Annotated in this window: 17 protein-coding genes; all 17 read right to left on the minus strand. The window is 38.3% G+C overall.

What is annotated here, in order from left to right; genetic code table 11:
* Positions 1-17: 17 nt before the first annotated feature.
* Positions 18-782: a tyrosine-protein phosphatase gene (locus tag AC3CH7_RS04695; protein WP_447402738.1), complete on the minus strand. Its 765-nt coding sequence runs from the start codon at positions 780-782 to the stop codon at positions 18-20.
* A gap of 146 nt (positions 783-928) precedes the next feature.
* Positions 929-2,488: a ribonuclease Y gene (gene rny / locus AC3CH7_RS04700; protein ID WP_012293332.1), complete on the minus strand. Its 1,560-nt coding sequence runs from the start codon at positions 2,486-2,488 to the stop codon at positions 929-931.
* Between the two features lie 523 nt (positions 2,489-3,011).
* Positions 3,012-4,073 (minus strand): recombinase RecA, encoded by a 1,062-nt coding sequence (gene recA, locus AC3CH7_RS04705; RefSeq protein ID WP_031419019.1) that lies wholly within the window; start codon positions 4,071-4,073, stop codon positions 3,012-3,014.
* Positions 4,074-4,233: 160 nt separating this feature from the next.
* Entirely contained in the window at positions 4,234-5,493 is a 1,260-nt protein-coding gene (locus AC3CH7_RS04710; protein WP_012293330.1) for a competence/damage-inducible protein A, read from the minus strand.
* Between the two features lie 17 nt (positions 5,494-5,510).
* Complete coding sequence (pgsA, locus tag AC3CH7_RS04715; protein ID WP_031419015.1) at positions 5,511-6,089, minus strand: CDP-diacylglycerol--glycerol-3-phosphate 3-phosphatidyltransferase; 579 nt, start codon at positions 6,087-6,089, stop codon at positions 5,511-5,513.
* Positions 6,090-6,136: 47 nt separating this feature from the next.
* Positions 6,137-7,066 carry a helix-turn-helix domain-containing protein gene (locus AC3CH7_RS04720; protein ID WP_012293328.1) on the minus strand — a complete coding sequence of 310 codons (930 nt, stop codon included), beginning with the start codon at positions 7,064-7,066 and terminating at the stop codon, positions 6,137-6,139.
* A 16-nt stretch (positions 7,067-7,082) separates the two neighbouring features.
* Positions 7,083-7,868: a DUF3388 domain-containing protein gene (locus AC3CH7_RS04725; RefSeq protein WP_008178931.1), complete on the minus strand. Its 786-nt coding sequence runs from the start codon at positions 7,866-7,868 to the stop codon at positions 7,083-7,085.
* 225 nt (positions 7,869-8,093) lie between these two features.
* Positions 8,094-8,351 carry a DUF3243 domain-containing protein gene (locus tag AC3CH7_RS04730; RefSeq protein ID WP_008178933.1) on the minus strand — a complete coding sequence of 86 codons (258 nt, stop codon included), beginning with the start codon at positions 8,349-8,351 and terminating at the stop codon, positions 8,094-8,096.
* A gap of 44 nt (positions 8,352-8,395) precedes the next feature.
* Positions 8,396-9,124: an elongation factor P 5-aminopentanone reductase gene (gene ymfI / locus AC3CH7_RS04735; protein WP_012293326.1), complete on the minus strand. Its 729-nt coding sequence runs from the start codon at positions 9,122-9,124 to the stop codon at positions 8,396-8,398.
* Positions 9,124-10,422 (minus strand): EF-P 5-aminopentanol modification-associated protein YfmH, encoded by a 1,299-nt coding sequence (gene yfmH, locus AC3CH7_RS04740; protein WP_012293325.1) that lies wholly within the window; start codon positions 10,420-10,422, stop codon positions 9,124-9,126. The genes ymfI and yfmH overlap by 1 nt, the downstream gene beginning before the upstream one ends.
* Positions 10,419-11,690: an EF-P 5-aminopentanol modification-associated protein YfmF gene (gene yfmF / locus AC3CH7_RS04745; protein WP_012293324.1), complete on the minus strand. Its 1,272-nt coding sequence runs from the start codon at positions 11,688-11,690 to the stop codon at positions 10,419-10,421. Before yfmF ends, yfmH begins: the two co-directional genes overlap by 4 nt.
* A gap of 174 nt (positions 11,691-11,864) precedes the next feature.
* Positions 11,865-12,824 carry an ABC transporter permease gene (locus AC3CH7_RS04750; RefSeq protein WP_012293323.1) on the minus strand — a complete coding sequence of 320 codons (960 nt, stop codon included), beginning with the start codon at positions 12,822-12,824 and terminating at the stop codon, positions 11,865-11,867.
* 1 nt (position 12,825) lies between these two features.
* Positions 12,826-13,872 carry an ABC transporter permease gene (locus AC3CH7_RS04755; protein ID WP_012293322.1) on the minus strand — a complete coding sequence of 349 codons (1,047 nt, stop codon included), beginning with the start codon at positions 13,870-13,872 and terminating at the stop codon, positions 12,826-12,828.
* Positions 13,872-15,419, minus strand: a complete 1,548-nt coding sequence (locus AC3CH7_RS04760; protein WP_031419011.1) for an ABC transporter ATP-binding protein — start codon at positions 15,417-15,419, stop codon at positions 13,872-13,874. Before AC3CH7_RS04760 ends, AC3CH7_RS04755 begins: the two co-directional genes overlap by 1 nt.
* 443 nt (positions 15,420-15,862) lie before the next feature.
* Complete coding sequence (locus tag AC3CH7_RS04765) at positions 15,863-16,945, minus strand: BMP family lipoprotein (protein WP_012293320.1); 1,083 nt, start codon at positions 16,943-16,945, stop codon at positions 15,863-15,865.
* 54 nt (positions 16,946-16,999) lie between these two features.
* Entirely contained in the window at positions 17,000-17,728 is a 729-nt protein-coding gene (locus AC3CH7_RS04770; RefSeq protein ID WP_008178950.1) for a GntR family transcriptional regulator, read from the minus strand.
* A gap of 186 nt (positions 17,729-17,914) precedes the next feature.
* Positions 17,915-20,206, minus strand: coding sequence for an FtsK/SpoIIIE family DNA translocase (locus AC3CH7_RS04775; protein ID WP_031419009.1), 2,292 nt, complete (start codon positions 20,204-20,206; stop codon positions 17,915-17,917).
* Positions 20,207-20,259: the final 53 nt, after the last annotated feature.

Below are 20,259 nucleotides of genomic sequence, written 5' to 3' on the forward strand. Positions count from 1 at the left end.
CAATTCTACATACGTTATCAAAATAAAAGCCACCGCTTCTTCACAACAATATCCTCAAGTTCAAATCGCATGATAGGCTTGTTAGCTAAAACATTTGCATTATTCATGAGGAGTCGCTCAACCATCTCTATTTCATTCTTTTTCTCTAGATATTGAAGTGCCGCTTGGAAGCAAAACGTTCTTGTGCTTACATTATGGGCGTCAGAGCCAATCATATGAATGTAATTTGCTCTTACTAAAGCCAATGATAGTCGCTGCACCTCCTTACCAAATAAGCCTGTTAAACTACCTGTCGTTATTTGTGTAAATGCGCCTTCATGGATGAGGTCATCAAGTCTTTTCGGATTTTCTCTAATAGCAAGGTTTCGTTCAGGATGTGCCAAAATCGGTATATATCCAGCACATTTTAAACGTCTAATTATCTCTTTCGTATAAGCAGGGATTGTAGTTGAAGGAAGCTCTAATAGAATGTAGTGGGTGTGAGCTAATGTATGAAGTTGCTTTTGCTGAAGATGAGCCAAAAGCTCATCATGTAAACGAACTTCATGTCCTGTGTGGAGGGTGATTGGGATTTTTTGTTGCAGCAGTAACTGTTGTAAATAATGGACTAGCGCTTCTACCTTGCGATATGGGACATGATAATGTGGATGCATAGCATGTGAGGTACAGACTATATCTGTGATCCCCTCCCGTGCAGCTTGCCTCAACATGTTTAAGGAATCCGTTTCTTCTTTAGGTCCATCATCCACATCAAATAATATATGGGCATGAAGATCTATCATTTTGATCACATCTTTCTTCTTTAATCCATCTGCAGAAAATCTAGCCTTTTTCTTTTTTATGATGGATGCTCCTCAAACATGACTCTGGCTAAATTAAAAAAGAGGCTCTCTAGATATGAATCTAGAGAAACCTCTAACTTTCAATATTATTTCGCGTACTCTACAGCACGAGTTTCGCGAATGACTGTTACTTTAATATGACCTGGATAATCTAATTCTTCCTCAATACGCTTGCGAATATCACGTGCAAGACGATGAGAAGCTAAATCATCAATTTTTTCAGGTTGTACGATTATTCGGATTTCACGTCCCGCTTGAATTGCATAAGATTTCTCTACGCCATCATAGCTTTCTGAAATTTCCTCTAATTTTTCAAGTCTGCGGATATAGTTTTCAAGTGTTTCACTTCGTGCACCTGGACGAGCTGCTGACAATGCGTCAGCTGCCGCAACTAATACCGCGATAACAGATGTTGCTTCTGTATCACCATGATGCGAAGCAATACTATTAATAACGACTGGGTGTTCCTTGTATTTTGTTGCTAATTCCACGCCAATCTCAACATGGCTACCTTCTACCTCATGGTCAATGGCTTTACCAATATCATGTAATAAGCCTGCGCGACGAGCTAACGCCACATCTTCACCTAATTCAGCTGCCAGTAAACCTGCCAAATGCGCGACTTCAATTGAATGTTTGAGAACATTTTGTCCATAGCTTGTACGATATTTCATGCGGCCTAAAATTTTCATTAAATCTGGATGTAAGTTATGAATGCCAATTTCAAATGTAGTTTGCTCACCAGTTTCGCGGATTTGTTCATCCACTTCACGACGAGATTTTTCCACCATTTCTTCAATACGAGCTGGGTGAATGCGACCATCCTGTACAAGTTTTTCAAGTGCAAGTCGAGCCGTTTCACGACGGATTGGATCAAAGCCTGATAAAATAACCGCTTCTGGAGTATCATCAATAATTAAATCAATGCCTGTTAACGTTTCCAACGTACGAATATTACGGCCTTCACGACCAATGATGCGACCTTTCATTTCATCATTTGGCAAGTTTACAACAGATACTGTTGTTTCAGCTACATGGTCTGCAGCAAATCGTTGTAGTGCCAATGATAAGATTTCACGTGCCTTTTTATCTGAGTCTTCTTTTGCACGTGTCTCAGCTTCCTTCGTCATCACAGCAATATCAGTTGCTAGCTCTTTTTCTACTTCATTTAAGATAATTGATTTTGCTTCTTCTCTAGTTAAAGCAGAAATACGTTCTAGTTCTGTTTTTTGTGATGCAACGAGCTCGTCCACTTTGCTCTCCATCTGTTCAATATGCTGTTGTCTTTCAGCTAGAGCTTGTTCTTTACGCTCTAAGCTTGCTTCTCTCTTATTTAGAGTATCATCCTTGCGATCAAGATTCTCTTCTCTTTGCAATAAACGGTTCTCTTGTTTTTGAAGTTCTAAACGACGTTCACGAATGTCATTTTCGGCTTCAGTACGAAATTTGTGAGTTTCATCTTTGGCTTCAAGTAGTGCTTCTTTCTTTAATGCCTCCGCTTCTCGTTTTCCTTCTTCAACGATTGTTTCAGCGACATGTTTAGCACCAGTGATTTTTGAGTCATTCACTTTTTTCATGTAGATATAGCTAACAGCGGCACCAACGATGAGTCCAAGCAAAGCGGAGATGATAGTAATTCCATCCATATGAACACCTCCTCTTGCTATTTGGGTATTACAGTTTCAGTCGGCGCATACATCTATGTCCCTTGGCAAATTGTACAAGATTTTGTTAGCCTTTAAAACAAAATCCGTTTAATTGACCAAAGGTATTATCTGCATTCAGTAGGCGTTTTGACATCCTTCGAAAAGGATATTTAACTATAAAACTTTTGCTAAATGAAGATAAAATGTACTGCCTATTTAAAGTCATAATTCAGAAATTATACATATTTAATTGTATAGCTAGCCATCAGCTCTGTCAAGGATAGTCGGGCACCTGTTCGCCCTCTAAACAGAAAAAAAGTAAGTCCTATCCATTCAGTGAATTTTTTTCCTATAACTTTTACACTAGAAAAAAATTTACCTTTTATACCTTTTACGTCCACCCAGTACATAAGAAATAATTTCTGAGGCATATAGCTTCTATCTTATTATGTGTAAAAATTTTAGATTATAGACAAAAAAAGCATTGTTCCCTTAATAAATTGGGAACAATGCAATCGTTTGATTATTCTTCATCAAGAAGTGACATTAATTCTTCATCCATCTCGTCTTCTTCATGCGCAGCAATTGTATAGGAAGAAGCTGCAATACCATAAGAGGATCGAATTTTGTTCGAGATATCTTCCAAAACAGCAGGGTTTTCTTTTAAATACTGTTTTGCATTTTCTCGCCCTTGACCTAGACGCTCATCACCGTAGGCATACCAAGAACCACTTTTTTGCACGATGTCTAATTCTACACCTAAATCAACTGTTTCGCCTTCTTTAGAAATACCTTCTCCATACATAATATCAACTTCAGCTGTACGGAATGGCGGCGCTACTTTATTTTTGACAATTTTAATTTTCGTACGGTTACCAACAATATCATTACCTTGCTTAATAGCTTCTGCACGGCGAACTTCTAAACGTACAGAGCTGTAGAATTTAAGGGCACGTCCACCTGGTGTTGTTTCAGGGTTTCCGAACATTACCCCAATCTTTTCGCGAATTTGGTTAATGAAAATAGCAATCGTTTTTGATTTGTTAATAGAACCTGAAAGTTTACGTAATGCCTGTGACATTAAGCGGGCTTGTAAGCCGACATGAGAATCCCCCATATCTCCTTCAATTTCAGCTTTTGGCACTAGAGCAGCAACGGAGTCAATAACAATAATATCAATTGCACCACTACGAACTAGTGCTTCTGCAATTTCAAGTGCTTGCTCCCCTGTATCTGGTTGTGATAATAATAGCTCATCAATATTGACACCTAATTTTTGAGCATAGATAGGGTCTAATGCATGTTCTGCATCAATAAATGCTGCTTGTCCACCTTTTGCTTGTACTTCAGCAATAGCATGTAAAGCAACTGTTGTTTTACCTGACGATTCAGGACCATACACTTCAATAATACGTCCACGTGGATAACCACCTACGCCTAATGCAGCGTCAAGTGCTAGTGATCCACTTGACGATGTGGCAATTTCTAAATCGGTTTTTTCACCGAGTTTCATAATTGAACCTTTACCAAAATTCTTTTCAATTTGTTTTAAAGCCTGTTCTAAGGCTGCTTTACGATCACTCATTCATTTTCCTCCTTCGAAAACTGTTCACTGTGTTTGTCTATCTCTACTATACTTGTTTTTGAGAAAACACGCAAGAAAAAAGCGAACATTTATTCGATTTTTATACAAAATAAAAATTTGGATAGTTTTTCTCTACCCAAATTCCTATTTTCACTCTATGTTAATATCGTTTTGTATAACCGCGTTCTTCTAAAAGCTGCATTAAATAATGGCATGTAAATTTCACTGCACGAAGTCGATTTGTATTTCGCATACCAGATAAATGAAGTAAGTATGTAAGTGGCTCCTCATCATTGATGGCAATACCAATCCAAACCGTTCCTACTGGCTGATGGTCATGTGCTGTAGGCCCTGCTTCCCCTGTTAGCCCAATTCCAATGTTTGTACCAAATTGTTTCCGAACTGCACTTGCCATTGCAGCAGCACATTCACCACTAACAACGCCGTGCGTATCTATTAATTCTTGTGAAATACCAAGATGCTTTACTTTTGCTTCTGCCGCATAGGTCACAACACCTCCAATGAGTGCGTCCCCTACCCCTGGAATTTCTGCAAGCTCCGATTGAAACAATCCTGCTGTTAAACTTTCCGCAGCAGAAATAGTAAGATGATTATCTAAGAGCATTTCAACTGTCTTTGAAGCAAGTGAATCATCATCCATACCATACTGATAGTCACCAACAAGGGCTTGTATCTCAGCCACTTTGGCTGCAATAAGTTGCTGGGCTTGCTGTTCTGTTTCTGCCTTTGCTGTTACGCGCAATGTTACCTCACCATCCGACGCAAGTGGAGCGACGGTTGGATTTGTTTGAGCATCTAAAATATCCTGTACCTGAACTTCAAGTTCGGCTTCACCAATGCCATAAAAACGCATCACATGTGAGGCAATAATCCCTCCATCATTAAGCATCGCGGCAAGTTTAGGCTTCGCCTCAAATTGAAACATAGGCTCAAGCTCTTTTGGTGGCCCTGGAAGTAAGATATACGTATGATTATTATTGTTGAAAATCATACCAGGCGCCATTCCATGGTGATTGGCTAGTATTTCGCTTCCAGCTAGAATTAAAGCCTGTTTCCGGTTATTCTCCGTCATAGGACGTCCTCGCTTGGCAAAAAACTGCTCAATATAAGTTAATGCTACCTCATCAAACTCAAGAGAAACACCGAGATGGCGAGCAATCGTTTCTTTTGTTAAATCATCTTTCGTAGGTCCTAGTCCTCCCGAAAATATAATTAAATCTGCACGAGATTCTGCCACTTCAATAGCTTGTTCTAAACGTTTTGCATTATCACCAACTACTGTATGGTAAAAAACATTAATGCCTAGCTCGGATAACTGGTTCGAGATAAATCTCGCATTTGTATTCGTAATTTGACCTAATAATAGCTCTGAGCCCACCGCTAGAATTTCAGCATTCATGATTCACAAGACCTTTCTTATTTAGACTCAAGTAAAACACGTCGATTAAGGTAGAAGTAGTCCCACCCAGACCATAGCGTAAAGAACAATGCTACATATAGCATTATCATATCAAAAGGAATACCAATGAGTTCGAAAATTGTGTTGTGTAAAAGCGCAGCAGCGATTGCTACTATTTGTGCCCAAGTCTTGATTTTGCCAAGCTGATTGGCCGCTACGACCTCTCCTCCACCTGCCAAAATAAGGCGTAAACCCGTAACAGCGAATTCACGGCTAATAATAATAATAATCACCCAGGCTGGTGCCATATCAAGCTCTACCATTAAAATAAACGCTGCTGATACAAGTAATTTATCAGCTAAGGGATCTAAAAATTTCCCAAATGTAGTCACAAGATTATACTTACGTGCATAATAACCATCTACCCAATCAGTTGTCGAAGCTAAAATAAAAATAAGTGCACCTATAAAATGATGGATTGGCATCTCTGCCCCAAATAGAGTCAATGTTCCCCAGCCAAAATCAAACATCATAACAATGACAAAAAATGGAATAAGCAAGATTCGTGAGATGGTAATTTTATTTGGTATGTTCATTTTTCTAACACCTTTCATGATGAAAGAAAGTAGCCATCACATGATGACTACTGTTCTTTATTGAAATTGATGACGATATTTTGAGTTACAACTTGCTGTGCATATGTGAGAAGCTCGTCATTAATATAGATTTTAGCTTGCGTAGAATTACCAAGACGGATACGAACATAATTTTGAGTCGTCGCGTCAAATTCTACCACTTCACCAGCATTATAAACACGAGTATCCGTTAATAATTCTTGTTGCTGTTGATTACGAATACCAACAAATGTAGGACCTGAAACCTCAATTTTCAGTTTCAGTGTATCTGTACCTGTTAACGTGTATGAAGTTGTTTCTCCATCTGCTTCAACAGTACCCGCGGAAATGGTTTGCTTGATCTCTTCAGTTTGATCAGTTTGATCTTCATCAGTTGGTGTTTCTTCTTTAGAATCTGTATCTTTTTGGTCATTTTTCAGAGCATCTTTTTCTTCTTTTTCTTTCTTATCTTTCGCACTATCAATAGGCTTAACATTCGTATCGTATTCAATTTCAGGAGACGTTGTGTTGCCTTCGCTTGTCCCTGGACTGTTTTTAGATTGCCATAGCACCCATATTGCTACAATGATTACGACAATAAATAACGCAACAATGATTTTCGGCATTGCCTCCATCATTTTATTGGAAGGGCCTTTCGTGACCTTTCTTCTGCTTGGACTATTCGTGATAGATTGACTAACTTGATCATTTGGAGTACTTGGCAGTTCATTTTTATAAGTCTCTAATATTTCTTCTGCATTTAAACCAACCGCATCTGCATATTGTTTAATAAAAGCTCGTACATAAAACGAGCCAGGCATAATGGAATAATTGCCCTCTTCAATTCCTACTAAATAACGCTTTTGAATTTTCGTTATTTCTTGTAAATCGTCTAAGCTGTAGCCTTTAGACAGTCTCGCCTCTTTCAGTCGAGTCCCTAATTCTGCCACTAATAACACCTACTTTAACATCAAATTAAAAATTAAATCCACCAAATGAATCGGATTCGGACATATGATTTTTTTCCATTATTTCATAAGTAATTTCTTCATCTGTGTGATGACGTAATTCAATAATATAATCAAAATCCTCTATTTTATATTCGGAATGCTGAACAAACATATCTGGATGCTCTACAACCTTGATGCATGGCATATTCATCATTTCACGCACTAATTGTAGATGTCGCTCATCAGATGAACGACGAGTCACAATACCATCTAAAATAAAGATATTATTACGACTAAATTCATCCCCCACTAATTTATTACGAACCGTTTGTTTTATCATCGTGGATGATAGAAAAATCCACTTTTTATTGGCACAAACACTTGCTGCTACTATAGACTCCGTTTTACCAACACGTGGCATGCCACGGATACCAATCAGCTTATGTCCCTCTTTTTTAAAGAGTTCGGCCATAAAATCGACTAAAATACCAAGTTCATCTCTTACGAAGTGGAAAGTGTTTTTTTCGTCTGCATCTCTTGGAATATAACGACCGTGTCTAATAGCTAAGCGGTCTCGAAGTTTTGGTTGTCGAAATTTGGTTACGTTAATATGTTCCATTGTCGAAACAATTGTACGAAAACGTTCAATTGCCTCATCGTTGTCTGTATGCACTAACATACCACGCCGATCCTCATCGACACCATTGATTGAAATAATATTGACACGAAGCATCCCTAAAAGTGAAGCAATATCTCCTAATAATCCAGGGCGATTCACCTGAATCTCATATTCAAAGTACCAATCGCTCAACACACTCGTTCCCTTCCTATTAGTTAACGTAAAAAATCCTTTATAAGTTCCATCATAGCTGATTTTTTATGTAATGGAAAGTTAGAATACATGGAATTGCGGCGTTATTTTTAAAAACTTACTATTTTTTTTGAATGCATAGAAATAAGGCTTACATACGTTCCCGTTTTCACAAAAAATAAATTTTTTATATAGAAAAAAGAGGAGATAAGCTCTCCTCTTTTTTTATTGCACATGCTTATTTTGGACAAGCTTAACGACACAATTCGCCAATGCATGCTTTTCATCTTCAGAGGCAACGCCCCATAAATCCGACAGCACTCGCTCTTGCTCGTTTTTAGGATCTACATTTGAAGCTAAATATTCACCAATTTGGACAGCAGCTGCTTGAATCATTTTCTTAGGCATGCCACTTGATTCAGCTTGCATAACGTTTTGTCCTAAAAACGATGTCCATTTTTGCCAGTTTTCTAAAATGGTCATATGTTTCTCCTCCTTTACACATGTAGTATGTGTAAAAAAGAAGATTATATGTACCAACCACCATTTAATCGAATGATTTGTCCTGTCACGTAATCGGCTTTCCCAGACAAATAAAAACGAACCATCTCAGCCACGTCTATTGTTTGTCCAATTGAGCCTAGAGGAATATCCTCCAAAATATAATTAAGCTCCTCTTTGCTTAAATGACTGTTCATCGATGTATTAATGAAGCCCGGAGCAATGGCATTTACTCGAATACGAGATAATGCTGCTTCCTTTGCGTAGGATTTAACAAATGCATGTTGTGCTCCTTTTACAGTTGCGTACAGCGCCTCCCCAGCAGATCCAGCTTCTCCCCATATAGAGCCGATAAATAATACATAGCTGACATCATGCTGACGAAGCTTTTCAGATAGTAAAGCTGTCAGCCTCATCGGATTTTGAACATGGACTCTCCATAATGCGTCCATATCTTCCACTGTTGTATCCTCTAGCAGCGAATAATGCGCTTGTCCATTTGCGAAAATAATAGCCTGCACATTAAAAATCTGTGCGGCTACCATTTCTGCTCCTGTTACAATTGAAAAATCCCCCTGTACAAGCATAAATTCTTGTGCAGGGAAAGTTTTAGTAAGTGTATCGCATAAAGTTTCTGCAGCATTTTTATTAGTTGAATAGTGTAAATAGATAGACCAGCCTTCTTCAGCCAAGCTATGACAAATAGCGTGACCAATTTCACCTGAAGCACCTAGTACAAGAGCAAACTTTTTCACTAGGCATCCTGCTTACTTGGTAAAATTTTAAACACGGTTTGTTGAGATTCACCCTGAACTGAGACAAACGCTTTGTACAAATCATCAATTGTTAATTCCTCAAGAACTGGTACAACATCAAATAAATTCATGTCATTAAAGGAATAACGAGTAAATTGGTTAGCGATAAATTCTATAGAATTCAAAGCACGTAAGAAGAAACCAATTTTTTTGCGTTTAATACGTTCAAGATCAGCACTTTCAAATTGTGAATTCCCTTCAAATTTGGCCAATTCTTCTTTAATTGCCGATGTTAATTTATCAGGCTCTGAAGAATCAGAACCAATCATTGCAAATCCAAAACCATTTTCTAATGTAAAATCAAACGCATATGTTTCATCAATTAAACCTTCTTCGTAAACACGTTCATAAAAATTAGATGTACGTCCAAAAATAAGTTCCAGCGCAATTTGAACAGATAGCTCATGCTTTAACATTTCTCGACCTGACAAATTGGTTTCTTTTGCCTTCAATCCAACATAAACCTTAGGCTTTTGTACATCCATGTTTAATGTTCGTTCGCTAATCGCTACCTCAGTTGGTTCTTCCTCAAAGAAACGTTCAATGGATGCAGGCTCAGAAAACTCTTTTTTACCCTGATTTTCACGGATAAAAGTCATCATTTCCTCTGGGTCAACCGCACCAATCACAAATAATAGCATATTAGATGGGTGATAAAACGTATTGTAGCACGTATATAAATGATCCGCCGTAATGCCATCAATCGATTCAATTGTCCCAGCAATATCAATTTTTACGGGGTGATGATGATACATATTTTCAATCGTACCAAAATATAAACGCCAATCTGGTTGATCATCATACATAGTAATTTCTTGCCCAATAATTCCTTTTTCTTTGTTGACAGTCGCTTCTGTAAAGTATGGCTCCTGTACAAAATTCAATAACGTTTCAGTACTTTTGTAAATGTTATCAGTTGAAGAGAATAAGTATGCCGTACGCGTAAACGATGTAAAGGCGTTAGCAGAAGCACCATATTCACTGAACTTTTGGAAGACATCTCCATCTTCTTTTTCAAACATCTTATGCTCTAAGAAGTGAGCGATTCCATCTGGCACAGTAATGCTTTCTGTTTGACCAATCGGTATAAACGTGCGATCAATAGAACCATACTTCGTTGTAAAAGTTACAAATGTTTTAGAAAAACCTTTTTTCGGCAATATATATACATCTAAACCATTTTCAAGCTTTTCATAATAAAGGGTTTCATCTAGTTGCTTAAATTCAATTGTTTTCATTGTGCGGCTTGCTCCTTTCCACTTAAGAAATAGACCGCTTCAAGCTGCACTTGCTTCGCCATGTCCACAACATCTTCCTTCGTCACAGCTTTCCACTTATTTGCCCAAGATTCTACAGAGAACTCCTCCGGTAAATCTTTATACTGATCAAAAATTTCGATTTGTCCACGGGCAGAATCCAAGGACTCTTTTAATTGATTCGTGAGCATAGCTTTTGTTTGTTCTAGTTCTAAATCTGTTATGTTACCAGACTGCATTGTCATAAGCTGTTCTTTAATTAAAGATAACGCCTTTTCCTCATTTTTAGCCTCAATCCCAGAAACTACAAATACAAGACCATAATGTGAAGCATAGGAGCTAGAAGCATAATAAGCCAGACTCTCTTTTTCACGAACATTCATAAATAATTTTGCATGTGGATAACCACCGAAAATACCATTAAAAATCTGCATTTTAGCAAAGTCTGGATTACCAAATCTTACAGGCGTACTAAAGCCAATGTGAAGCTTCCCTTGCTTCATCTCATGCTGTTCTCGAACATAATCGTTTTGAGGGTGCTGTTGCGGAAGAACGGCTGGCACTTCTTCAGGCGTACGATCATTAAATGGTAGCGCTTTTTTTAATTTCGCTACAATTTCCTCTTCATTAATATCCCCAGCAACATAAATATCTATTTTATCGTTAGCTAGCATGGATTGATAAGCCTCAAATAAGGAGGAAGGTGTAATTTTTTGAATTTCCTCGACACTACCATTTGCCGAAATAGATGCTGGTTCATTTGGTCTTAGGATTTGCTGTAAGCGGAATTGAGCAAAGCGAGATTTATCATCGAAAATAGATTCAATACGTTGTATAACTGTCTTCTTTTCTCGTTCCACAATGGATTCCTTAAAGACTCCATTTTCTAAATTAGGCTCAAAAATAGCCGTATGCAGTAAACCAAGTACGTCATTTAACACACTTGTATTTGCTAAATAGTGATCATTTACAGTCTCCACATTCATGAGGACTGTATGCTCATTCCCTCTTTTAGACGTATCAAAATATAAAACAGTGCCATATAGATCGTCTAAAAAGCTTCGAAAAGCAGCGGTTGTTTTATATTTAGCATTACTATGCTGCAGGACATTGGTTAATACAGTACGTTCCGATGCACTTTTAGCCGTTAATGCTCTTCTCCATTTAATTGAAAAATTTACGGTTTTAAATTGGGTCGTTTGTCGGATATGCAAATTGACACCTTTGGCAAAAGGTATAGTTTTAAACATATGAAACCCTCCTATCCTTCTTAATATAACGATGTACTACACATACTATACATGTCTACTGTCTATAATTGCAAAAAGAATCCAAAGTATGTATGGGAAAAATTATAAATTATATCATTCAACATGGAAAAAAAGACTGAGCATATTTCACTCAGTCTTTGATCATGACTTATTTTAACGCTTACCTTTAATATATGGTTGTCCACTTGCCTTAGGAGCATTCGCTTTACCGATAAAGCCTGCTAAAGCAAGGATTGTTAGCACATACGGTAAGATTTGTAAATAAACGGCTGGAACATTTTCGATGAAAGGAATTTGGTTCCCCGCAATACTTAATGTTTGTGCCAAACCGAAGAATAGGGCTGCACCTAGCGCACCAATTGGATGCCATTTCCCGAAAATCATGGCAGCGATCGCCATGAAGCCTTGACCAGCAATTGTTGCATGTGAGAAGTCATGTGTAATTGTTTGTGCATAGACAGCACCACCAAGTCCACCTAGAGCCCCAGAAATCATAACAGCAATATAACGCATTTTATTGACGTTAATCCCCATTGTATCTGCTGCCATTGGGTGCTCACCTACAGCGCGAAGGCGTAAGCCAAATGGAGTTTTATAAATAATAAACCAAGCACCAAATGCTACCACAAACGCCAGAATAGACGTACTGTAAACATCATGGAACAATAAACGACCAAAGAATGGGATGTCCTCTAAATAAGGAATTCCAAAACGGCGAATCGGTTGGTCAATCATATCTGTTTGACCTTTATCATAAATCATTTTTACTAAGAATACAGTAGCAGCTAAACCTAGTAAGTTAATAGCTACCCCTGATACCGTTTGATCAGCTCGGAAGGAAATAGAAGCAACGGCATGGAAAAGTGAGAAAATCGCACCAATTACAATAGCCGCTAGCATTGCTACCCAAACAGTTGCCGCACCTAATGATGAAGCAAATTCTAAATTGATAAATATACCAACAAAAGCACCAACAATCATTAAGCCCTCTAGCCCGATGTTGACAACACCAGAGCGTTCAGAGAATACCCCACCGATGGCTGTAAAAATCAAAGGTGTTGCATAAAGAATCGCTGAAGGGATGATGAAATATAACATTTCTAAAAAGCTCATGTTATTGTCCCTCCTTTTTCTTGCTCAGCTTCTGTAAGCCTACTCGAATAATATAGCCTGATGCTACGAAGAAGATAATTAACGCGATGATAATCGATACAATTTCTTCTGGAATACCGGCAGCATTTGGCATATTTAATGCACCATATTTTAATGAACCAAAAAGTGATGCCCCGAATACTACGCCAAGTGGTGTATTTGCACCAAGTAAGGCTACGGCGATACCATCGAACCCAATTCCTGTGAAGCCAGGTTTAATGGATGCGTTTTGGAACGTACCTAGAGCTTCCATCGCTCCCCCAAGACCCGCAAACATACCTGAAATAGTCATCGCTAAAATAATGTTTTTGTTAACGCTCATACCCGCATAATCTGCAGCGTTTTTGTTGAACCCTACAGCTTTCAGCTCATATCCACGAGTTGTTTTTTCTAAAATGAACCACATAACTACAACCATTAATAGTGCAACAATGATCCCATAGTGAAGACTTGAGTTGTCTGTAAGCTCTCTTAAAAACGGAGAACGTAATGAAGCTGATTCATGAATACGTTCTGTTTTAAAGCTACCATCTGACAATTTTTTAATGACCGCGTTGGCAATATATAACGCAGTATAGTTAAGCATAATTGTCGCAATTACTTCATGCACTTTAAATTTCGCTTTTAAGAAACCTGCAATAAAGGCCCAAAATGCACCTGCTGCTGCTGCTGCAAGTAATGCCAATGGTAAATGAATGACTTTAGGTAGCTCAAATGCATAACCAACCCAAGCTGCAGCTAGCCAACCTAAAATAAGCTGACCTTCAACACCAATATTAAACAGCCCTGTACGGAAGGCAAACGCTACTGCAAGACCTGCCAATATATATGGTGTAATTTGACGAATTGTGTTCCCTATTGAGTATGAATCTCCAAATATACCTGTCCAAAGAGCGATATAACCTTGTACTGGGTCATAGCCACTGACTACCATGACGATAGCCCCTACAATTAAACCGATAATGATAGAGATGATAGGAACGAGTATATTAATGACACGATTTGACATTAGTCGTTCCCCTCCTTCGCATCATGCTTATTATTTTTTTTACTTTGGCCGGCCATTAATAAGCCAAGCTCTTGTTCTGTTGTTTCTTTAGGATTTAATTCATCCACAATTTGACCATCATAAATAACGGCAATGCGATCCGATACATTCATAACCTCATCTAATTCAAAGGAAATTAACAGAACGGCTTTTCCTTTATCGCGTTGCTCAATTAGACGCGAGTGAATAAATTCAATTGCCCCTACGTCCAGACCTCGTGTTGGTAGAGCGGCAATTAATAAATCAGGATTACGGTCAATTTCACGACCAATAATAGCCTTTTGTTGGTTACCACCAGATAATGCACGGGCAGGTGTCATTTCGCCATTCCCTGTACGCACGTCGTATTCTTTAATAATTTGATTAGCTTTCTCTGACACTTTTTTATAGTCCATGACAAAGCCTTTTGCTATAGGAGATTGGTAATACGTTTGTAGCGCAATATTATGACCAATTGGGAAATCTAACACTAGACCATGCTTATGACGGTCTTGCGGAATATGTCCAACGCCTTCTTCTGTAATGCTACGCGGCTTCAAATTTGTAATATTTTTACCGTTTAGTTCGACAGTACCACTTTTAATTTTACGAAGACCTGTAATCGCCTCGATTAATTCTGATTGACCATTTCCATCAATACCTGCTATACCGACAATTTCACCTTTACGAACCTTTAAGTTCAGACCTTTTACCTTATCAATATCACGGTAATCCGTTACAACTAAGTCATGGATCGCAAGTACTTCATCAGTTGGATTCGCATCCGTTTTTTCTGTTTTAAATTCAACTTGTCGGCCAACCATCATTTCAGCTAGCTGATCAGGATTTGTGTCAGCGGTTACAACAGTGCCAATTCCTTCACCTTTACGGATAATCGTTACACGATCGGACACTTCCATAATTTCTTTTAGCTTGTGGGTAATCAAAATAATAGATTTTCCCTCCGCAATAAGACGACGCATAATTTGAATTAATTCCATAATCTCTTGTGGTGTTAAAGAGGCTGTTGGTTCATCAAAGATTAAAATTTCAGCACCACGATATAATGTTTTTAATATTTCAACACGTTGTTGCATACCAACAGTGATGTCTTCAATTTTAGCATTAGGATCAACATCCAAGCCATACTTCTCAGAAAGGGCTTGTACTTTTTTTGCTGCATCTTTTATATTGACAATACCCATTTTAGTTGGCTCGGAGCCTAAAATAATATTTTCTGTTACTGTAAAATTCTCTACCAACATAAAGTGCTGATGCACCATACCAATCCCTAAATCATTGGCAACATTTGGGTTTGTAATTTTCACAGCTTTCCCACGAACGCGAATTTCGCCACCCTCTGGTTGATACAAACCAAAAAGGACGTTCATCAAAGTCGATTTACCTGCACCATTCTCTCCAAGCAATGCATGGATTTCGCCTTGTTTCAGTTGGAGGGTGATATTATTATTCGCCACGAAATTACCGAATTCTTTCCGGATTCCTAGCATTTCAATCACATGTTCCAATATTGTCACTCCCTTAATAGGCACTTTTATAAAGTAATTCCGCCTTAGCGTTTAGTATCTGCCTCTACTATGACTGATGGCACAGATTAGCAATACATCCAGTATTCGAAATGTATATAAACTAGATGACCGTTAGAGCTTTTTTTTGCTACAGTTCACTAATTCTTTAGACCGCTTTCGTTACCAAAGGCTATCTTTTATTTACTGATTAATCCCACCTATAGAGGTAGGTGTTTTGCTAAATTAATACAGGAAAGGTCATCGTTAGAAACCTTTCTTCTATTAACTTGTTACCATCATTATGAAAATCATTAATACTACCTCTAAAAGGTTCATATAAATCTAGTTAAATAGAGAATTGCGAATAATCTAAATATAACGATAGATTGAAAAATCATCATAAGGTCCTTCTTAAAAGTCCCTTATGATGATCAAAAGATGAATTATTTTTCCACTTTCTCTGGAACTTTGATTTCACCCTTAGCAATTTTTTCTTTATATTCATCGATTACTTTTTGTACATCTTCTGGAATTGCACCGCGAGAATCTGCAAGTTTAACCCCATCTTCAGCTAAACCATAAACAAGTGTTTCTCCACCAGGGAAGTCACCGTTTTTCGCTCTGTTTGAAATATCTACTACTGCTGTGTTAACGCCTTTTAACATTGAAGTTAAAGTTACATTTGTTTTATCGTCTACTTTACCTTCTTCGTATTGGTCAGCATCTACACCGATTACCCATACATCCGCATTTGGATCTTTTGCTTTACGTTCTTTTGCTTCTGAGAATACACCATTACCAGTTGCCCCAGCAGCGTGGAAGATTACATCTACACCTGAAGAGTACATGCTGTTAGCAGTGATTTTTCCTAGATCTGCTTTATCAAATGCACCCGTATATTTTACTTGGATATCGATATCTGGATTTACTGCTTTAGCGCCTTCAACAAAACCAGCGTGGAAGCGGTTAATAACTGGAATATCTACGCCACCTACGAAGCCGATTTTACCTGATTTAGACATTTTTGCTGCAGCAACACCAGCTAAGAATGCACCTTCTTGCTCTTTGAACAGTACGTTTACTACGTTGTCTGCTTTAACTTCAGCATCAATCAATGCAAAGTGATTGTCTGGATTTTCAGCTGCTACTGCATCGATTGCATCAGCCATCATGAAACCGATACCATAAACTAAGTTAAAGTCACGACGTACTAAGTTGTTTAAGTTTGTTTCATAGTCAGCATCTGAAGCTGATTGTAGGTAGTCAAAGCCACCATCACCTTTTTTAAGACCGTGTTCTTTTCCGTAAGCTTGAACACCTTCCCATGCAGATTGGTTGAATGATTTGTCATCAACGCCACCTACGTCAGTAACCATTGCTACTGAAAATGATTCTTCTGATGTTTCTCCACCTGAAGCATTATCATTTTCTTTTGCAGGTTTTTCGTCTTTTGTACCACAAGCACCTAAAATTGCGCTTGCCGCTAATACTGATGTTAATACTAAACCAAATTTACGTTTTTTCATTTAATTAACCCCCCAAAGGTATTGTAATTAGCAGGAAAAAAATTTAGAAATGTTCTACACCCGTTTACGAACTACATGGAAGCTGAATTTATCAGCTCGGAAATAATTTTTTGAATAGAGCACTACTTGATCATGGTCATCGTAATGCAACTGCTTTAACACTAAAAGAGCTGTTTCACGTCCACAATTCAAAATCGGTGAAGCTTGTTCATGATACCCAACTGGATCAATATACGTAACCGCATAGGCAACATGAATTTTTCCAGATTGCTCAAGAGCAGAGAACAGTGAAACTTCTTTTTTTTCGACAAAGTCAGTAGGCAGGAAGCTTGCGGGTAGCTTGTCTATACAGTAAACTACTGGCTCACCATCCGCTGTTCTGACACGTTCAATTGTGAGTATTTTATCGTCGCCATCACATTGGAAGCGTTTTAAATCTTCCTCAGAAGGAATGTGCTCAGCCGCTTTTAAAAAACGCGAACCAGGCTCCATACCCGCTGCCTCGATCATAGAAGAAATGCTCGATAAATGCTCGATGCCTGATGTAAACAACGGCTTAGGGTTAACAAAAGTCCCAACCCCATGTCGGCGCACAATCACATTTTCCTCTTCCAACAGTCGAAGTGCTTCTCTAAGTGTTGCTCGACTGACTCCGAGTGATTTCGATAATTCAAATTCTGAAGGCAGCTTTTCATTTTCTTTAAAAATGCCAGCCTCAATGTCAGATTTTAAACGATCGATAACTTGAAGATAGAGATGACGATGATCTGCTTTAATAGTCACATATATCACCACCAAATCAGAGATCAGACATCTGATGTACAACATTCCTACTAATCGTTCATAAATATAACATTTTTGCAGAATGAAATAAACAGTTTTAAATAAAATCTGTTATAGAATTCATTCTTTCTTCAAAATCGTTGCAAATAATGGACAAAAATACAGGAAGGACCATCCATTTACTGTTTAATTGTCGTATTGATGAATAAGTACTTGACGAGGTTTACTGCCCTCAGGAGGCCCTACAATACCGCGTTGTTCCATCTGATCAACAATACGTGCAGCCCTTGAATAACCTATACGAAAGCGACGCTGAAGCATTGACACAGATGCTGTTTGCATACTGACAACTAATTGCACTGCTTCGTCATATAATTCATCGGTTTCCTCTAAAATTGTTTCTTCTTCAGTAGGAATCATCTCCTCTTGATACTGCGCCTTTTGCTGTTCTATAACAAAATTCACAACACCCTCCACCTCTTGATCCGATAAAAAGGCCCCCTGTACCCTTTTTGGTTTCGATGCACCGGCTGGTAAAAATAACATATCTCCGCGACCAAGTAATCGTTCTGCTCCGCCCATATCTAAAATCGTTCTCGAATCAATGGCTGAAGAAACCGCAAATGCAATTCTGGATGGAATATTAGCTTTAATGACACCTGTTAGAACATCTACACTAGGTCTTTGCGTTGCAATAATCAAATGGATTCCAGCTGCACGTGCCATTTGGGCTAAACGGGTAATTGAATCCTCCACATCACTAGATGCGACCATCATTAAATCTGCTAACTCATCTACAATGACTACAATGTAAGGTAGCTTTGGATGCTTTTCATCTGTTTGTTCATTGACCTTTTGAACATGATTATTATAGCCCTCAATATTTCGTGTTCCTGTATGTGAAAACAGGTCATATCGACGTTCCATTTCAGAAACCACTTTTTTCAAGGCTTGAGAAGCTTTTCGTGCATCTGTCACAACAGGCGCCAATAAATGGGGAATACCATTATAAACGTTTAATTCCACCATTTTCGGGTCAATCATCATCAGCTTTACCTCATGAGGTTTTGTACGCATTAGTATGGACACTACGATGCCATTTATACAGACACTTTTCCCACTACCTGTTGAACCCGCTACCAGTAAATGCGGCATTTTATTGAGCTCTGCAAGAACAGCTTGTCCCGTAATATCTCGTCCAAACGCTACTTGCAACAATGCTTCCGGCTTAGCGCCATCCTTCGATTCTAATACTTCTCGTAAAGTGACAATGGCAACCTCACTATTTGGCACTTCAATACCAATCGCCGATTTTCCAGGGATTGGTGCCTCCATACGGATATCCTTAGCAGCCAGTGCTAAAGCTAGATCATCTTGCAAATTAACAATTTTACTTACCTTGACACCAATATCAGGCAAAATTTCATATTTTGTAACAGCCGGCCCCAAATGAACTTGTGTCACCTTTGCCTTTACGCCAAAGCTTTGCAATGTTTGTTCGAGCTTTTTGGCATTCGCCTGGATAACGGAATATTCTCCACTTTGGTCATGTTGGGGTGGTAATTGTAATAGATTATAAGATGGAAGCTGGTAGTCTGCATTTTCTACAGTATCTGTCCCTTGCATATGGACCTCATCTATTGCTTCATCCTGTTCATGTTCCACTAAATCTGCCTGATCAAATATGGCTCTTTCCTGAGACACATTTTGTGTAAATGCAGAGATAATTGGCTCATGATGTATTTCTTCTTCTTGCTCAGGCATATCAGTAGTTTGATTGACCGCTGCAACCTCGTCCACACTTTCAGCTCTAGAACGACGATTGCTTGGCTTTTTAGGTGCATTTTTTTTCTTATCTCGATGTTTCTTTTTCCATTTACCAAATAAATCTGGCATTTTCTCTGCCAAATATGGCACCAATGCTTTCCCAGTCACCAAAATCAATCCGATAAAGAAAATAACCCAAGCAACAACCCTCGCCCCTGATGCTTCAAACAGTACATGAAGACCACTAAATAATAGGGCACCAATCATTCCACCACCAAGTGCATTACTGCGATGAATAATTCCCTCGGTATTGATTAAAATTCGCCATGATTCACGTAGAACCGAATCTGATAATAAGCCACCTGATTTTGATAATTGCTCAAATAAAATGCCATGACTAAAAATGGTTAAGCTCATAATAATAAGGAGCATACCCAAAATTAAGCGGTCTTTCATACCGACCTTTTTACGACCAATCATCATTAATAACGCCACGAATATTAGCATAAATGGAACCGCAAAATGTAAATTACCTAAAAGAAACATTGCGAATGTTTGTAGCGTACGTCCTATCATACCGTATTCAAAAATCATGATGACTGCCAGCGCAATTAAGAGCAGTCCTAGAATTTCATACATAAGGGGAGACATTTCTTTTTTTTCTGTTGTTGCTTTGCTTTTAGTAACCTTTTTTCTTTTACTAACTGCCATTTCTATCACCTTCTTCTGCAATCCATTTTATATATGTAGCGAATCATACCATG

It is taken from the genome of Lysinibacillus sp. F12, from assembly GCF_057773605.1.

Bases quoted from the DNA above. Each gene is read 5' to 3' on its own strand.
- AC3CH7_RS04730 (WP_008178933.1), bottom strand. From the start codon at position 8,351: ATGACCATTTTAGAAAACTGGCAAAAATGGACATCGTTTTTAGGACAA.
- AC3CH7_RS04695 (WP_447402738.1), bottom strand. From the start codon at position 782: ATGATAGATCTTCATGCCCATATATTATTTGATGTGGATGATGGACCT.
- recA (WP_031419019.1), bottom strand. From the start codon at position 4,073: ATGAGTGATCGTAAAGCAGCCTTAGAACAGGCTTTAAAACAAATTGAA.
- AC3CH7_RS04750 (WP_012293323.1), bottom strand. From the start codon at position 12,824: ATGAGCTTTTTAGAAATGTTATATTTCATCATCCCTTCAGCGATTCTT.
- yfmF (WP_012293324.1), bottom strand. From the start codon at position 11,690: ATGTTTAAAACTATACCTTTTGCCAAAGGTGTCAATTTGCATATCCGA.
- rny (WP_012293332.1), bottom strand. From the start codon at position 2,488: ATGGATGGAATTACTATCATCTCCGCTTTGCTTGGACTCATCGTTGGT.
- AC3CH7_RS04765 (WP_012293320.1), bottom strand. From the start codon at position 16,945: ATGAAAAAACGTAAATTTGGTTTAGTATTAACATCAGTATTAGCGGCA.
- AC3CH7_RS04755 (WP_012293322.1), bottom strand. From the start codon at position 13,872: ATGTCAAATCGTGTCATTAATATACTCGTTCCTATCATCTCTATCATT.
- AC3CH7_RS04775 (WP_031419009.1), bottom strand. From the start codon at position 20,206: ATGGCAGTTAGTAAAAGAAAAAAGGTTACTAAAAGCAAAGCAACAACA.
- yfmH (WP_012293325.1), bottom strand. From the start codon at position 10,422: ATGAAAACAATTGAATTTAAGCAACTAGATGAAACCCTTTATTATGAA.
- pgsA (WP_031419015.1), bottom strand. From the start codon at position 6,089: ATGAACATACCAAATAAAATTACCATCTCACGAATCTTGCTTATTCCA.
- AC3CH7_RS04710 (WP_012293330.1), bottom strand. From the start codon at position 5,493: ATGAATGCTGAAATTCTAGCGGTGGGCTCAGAGCTATTATTAGGTCAA.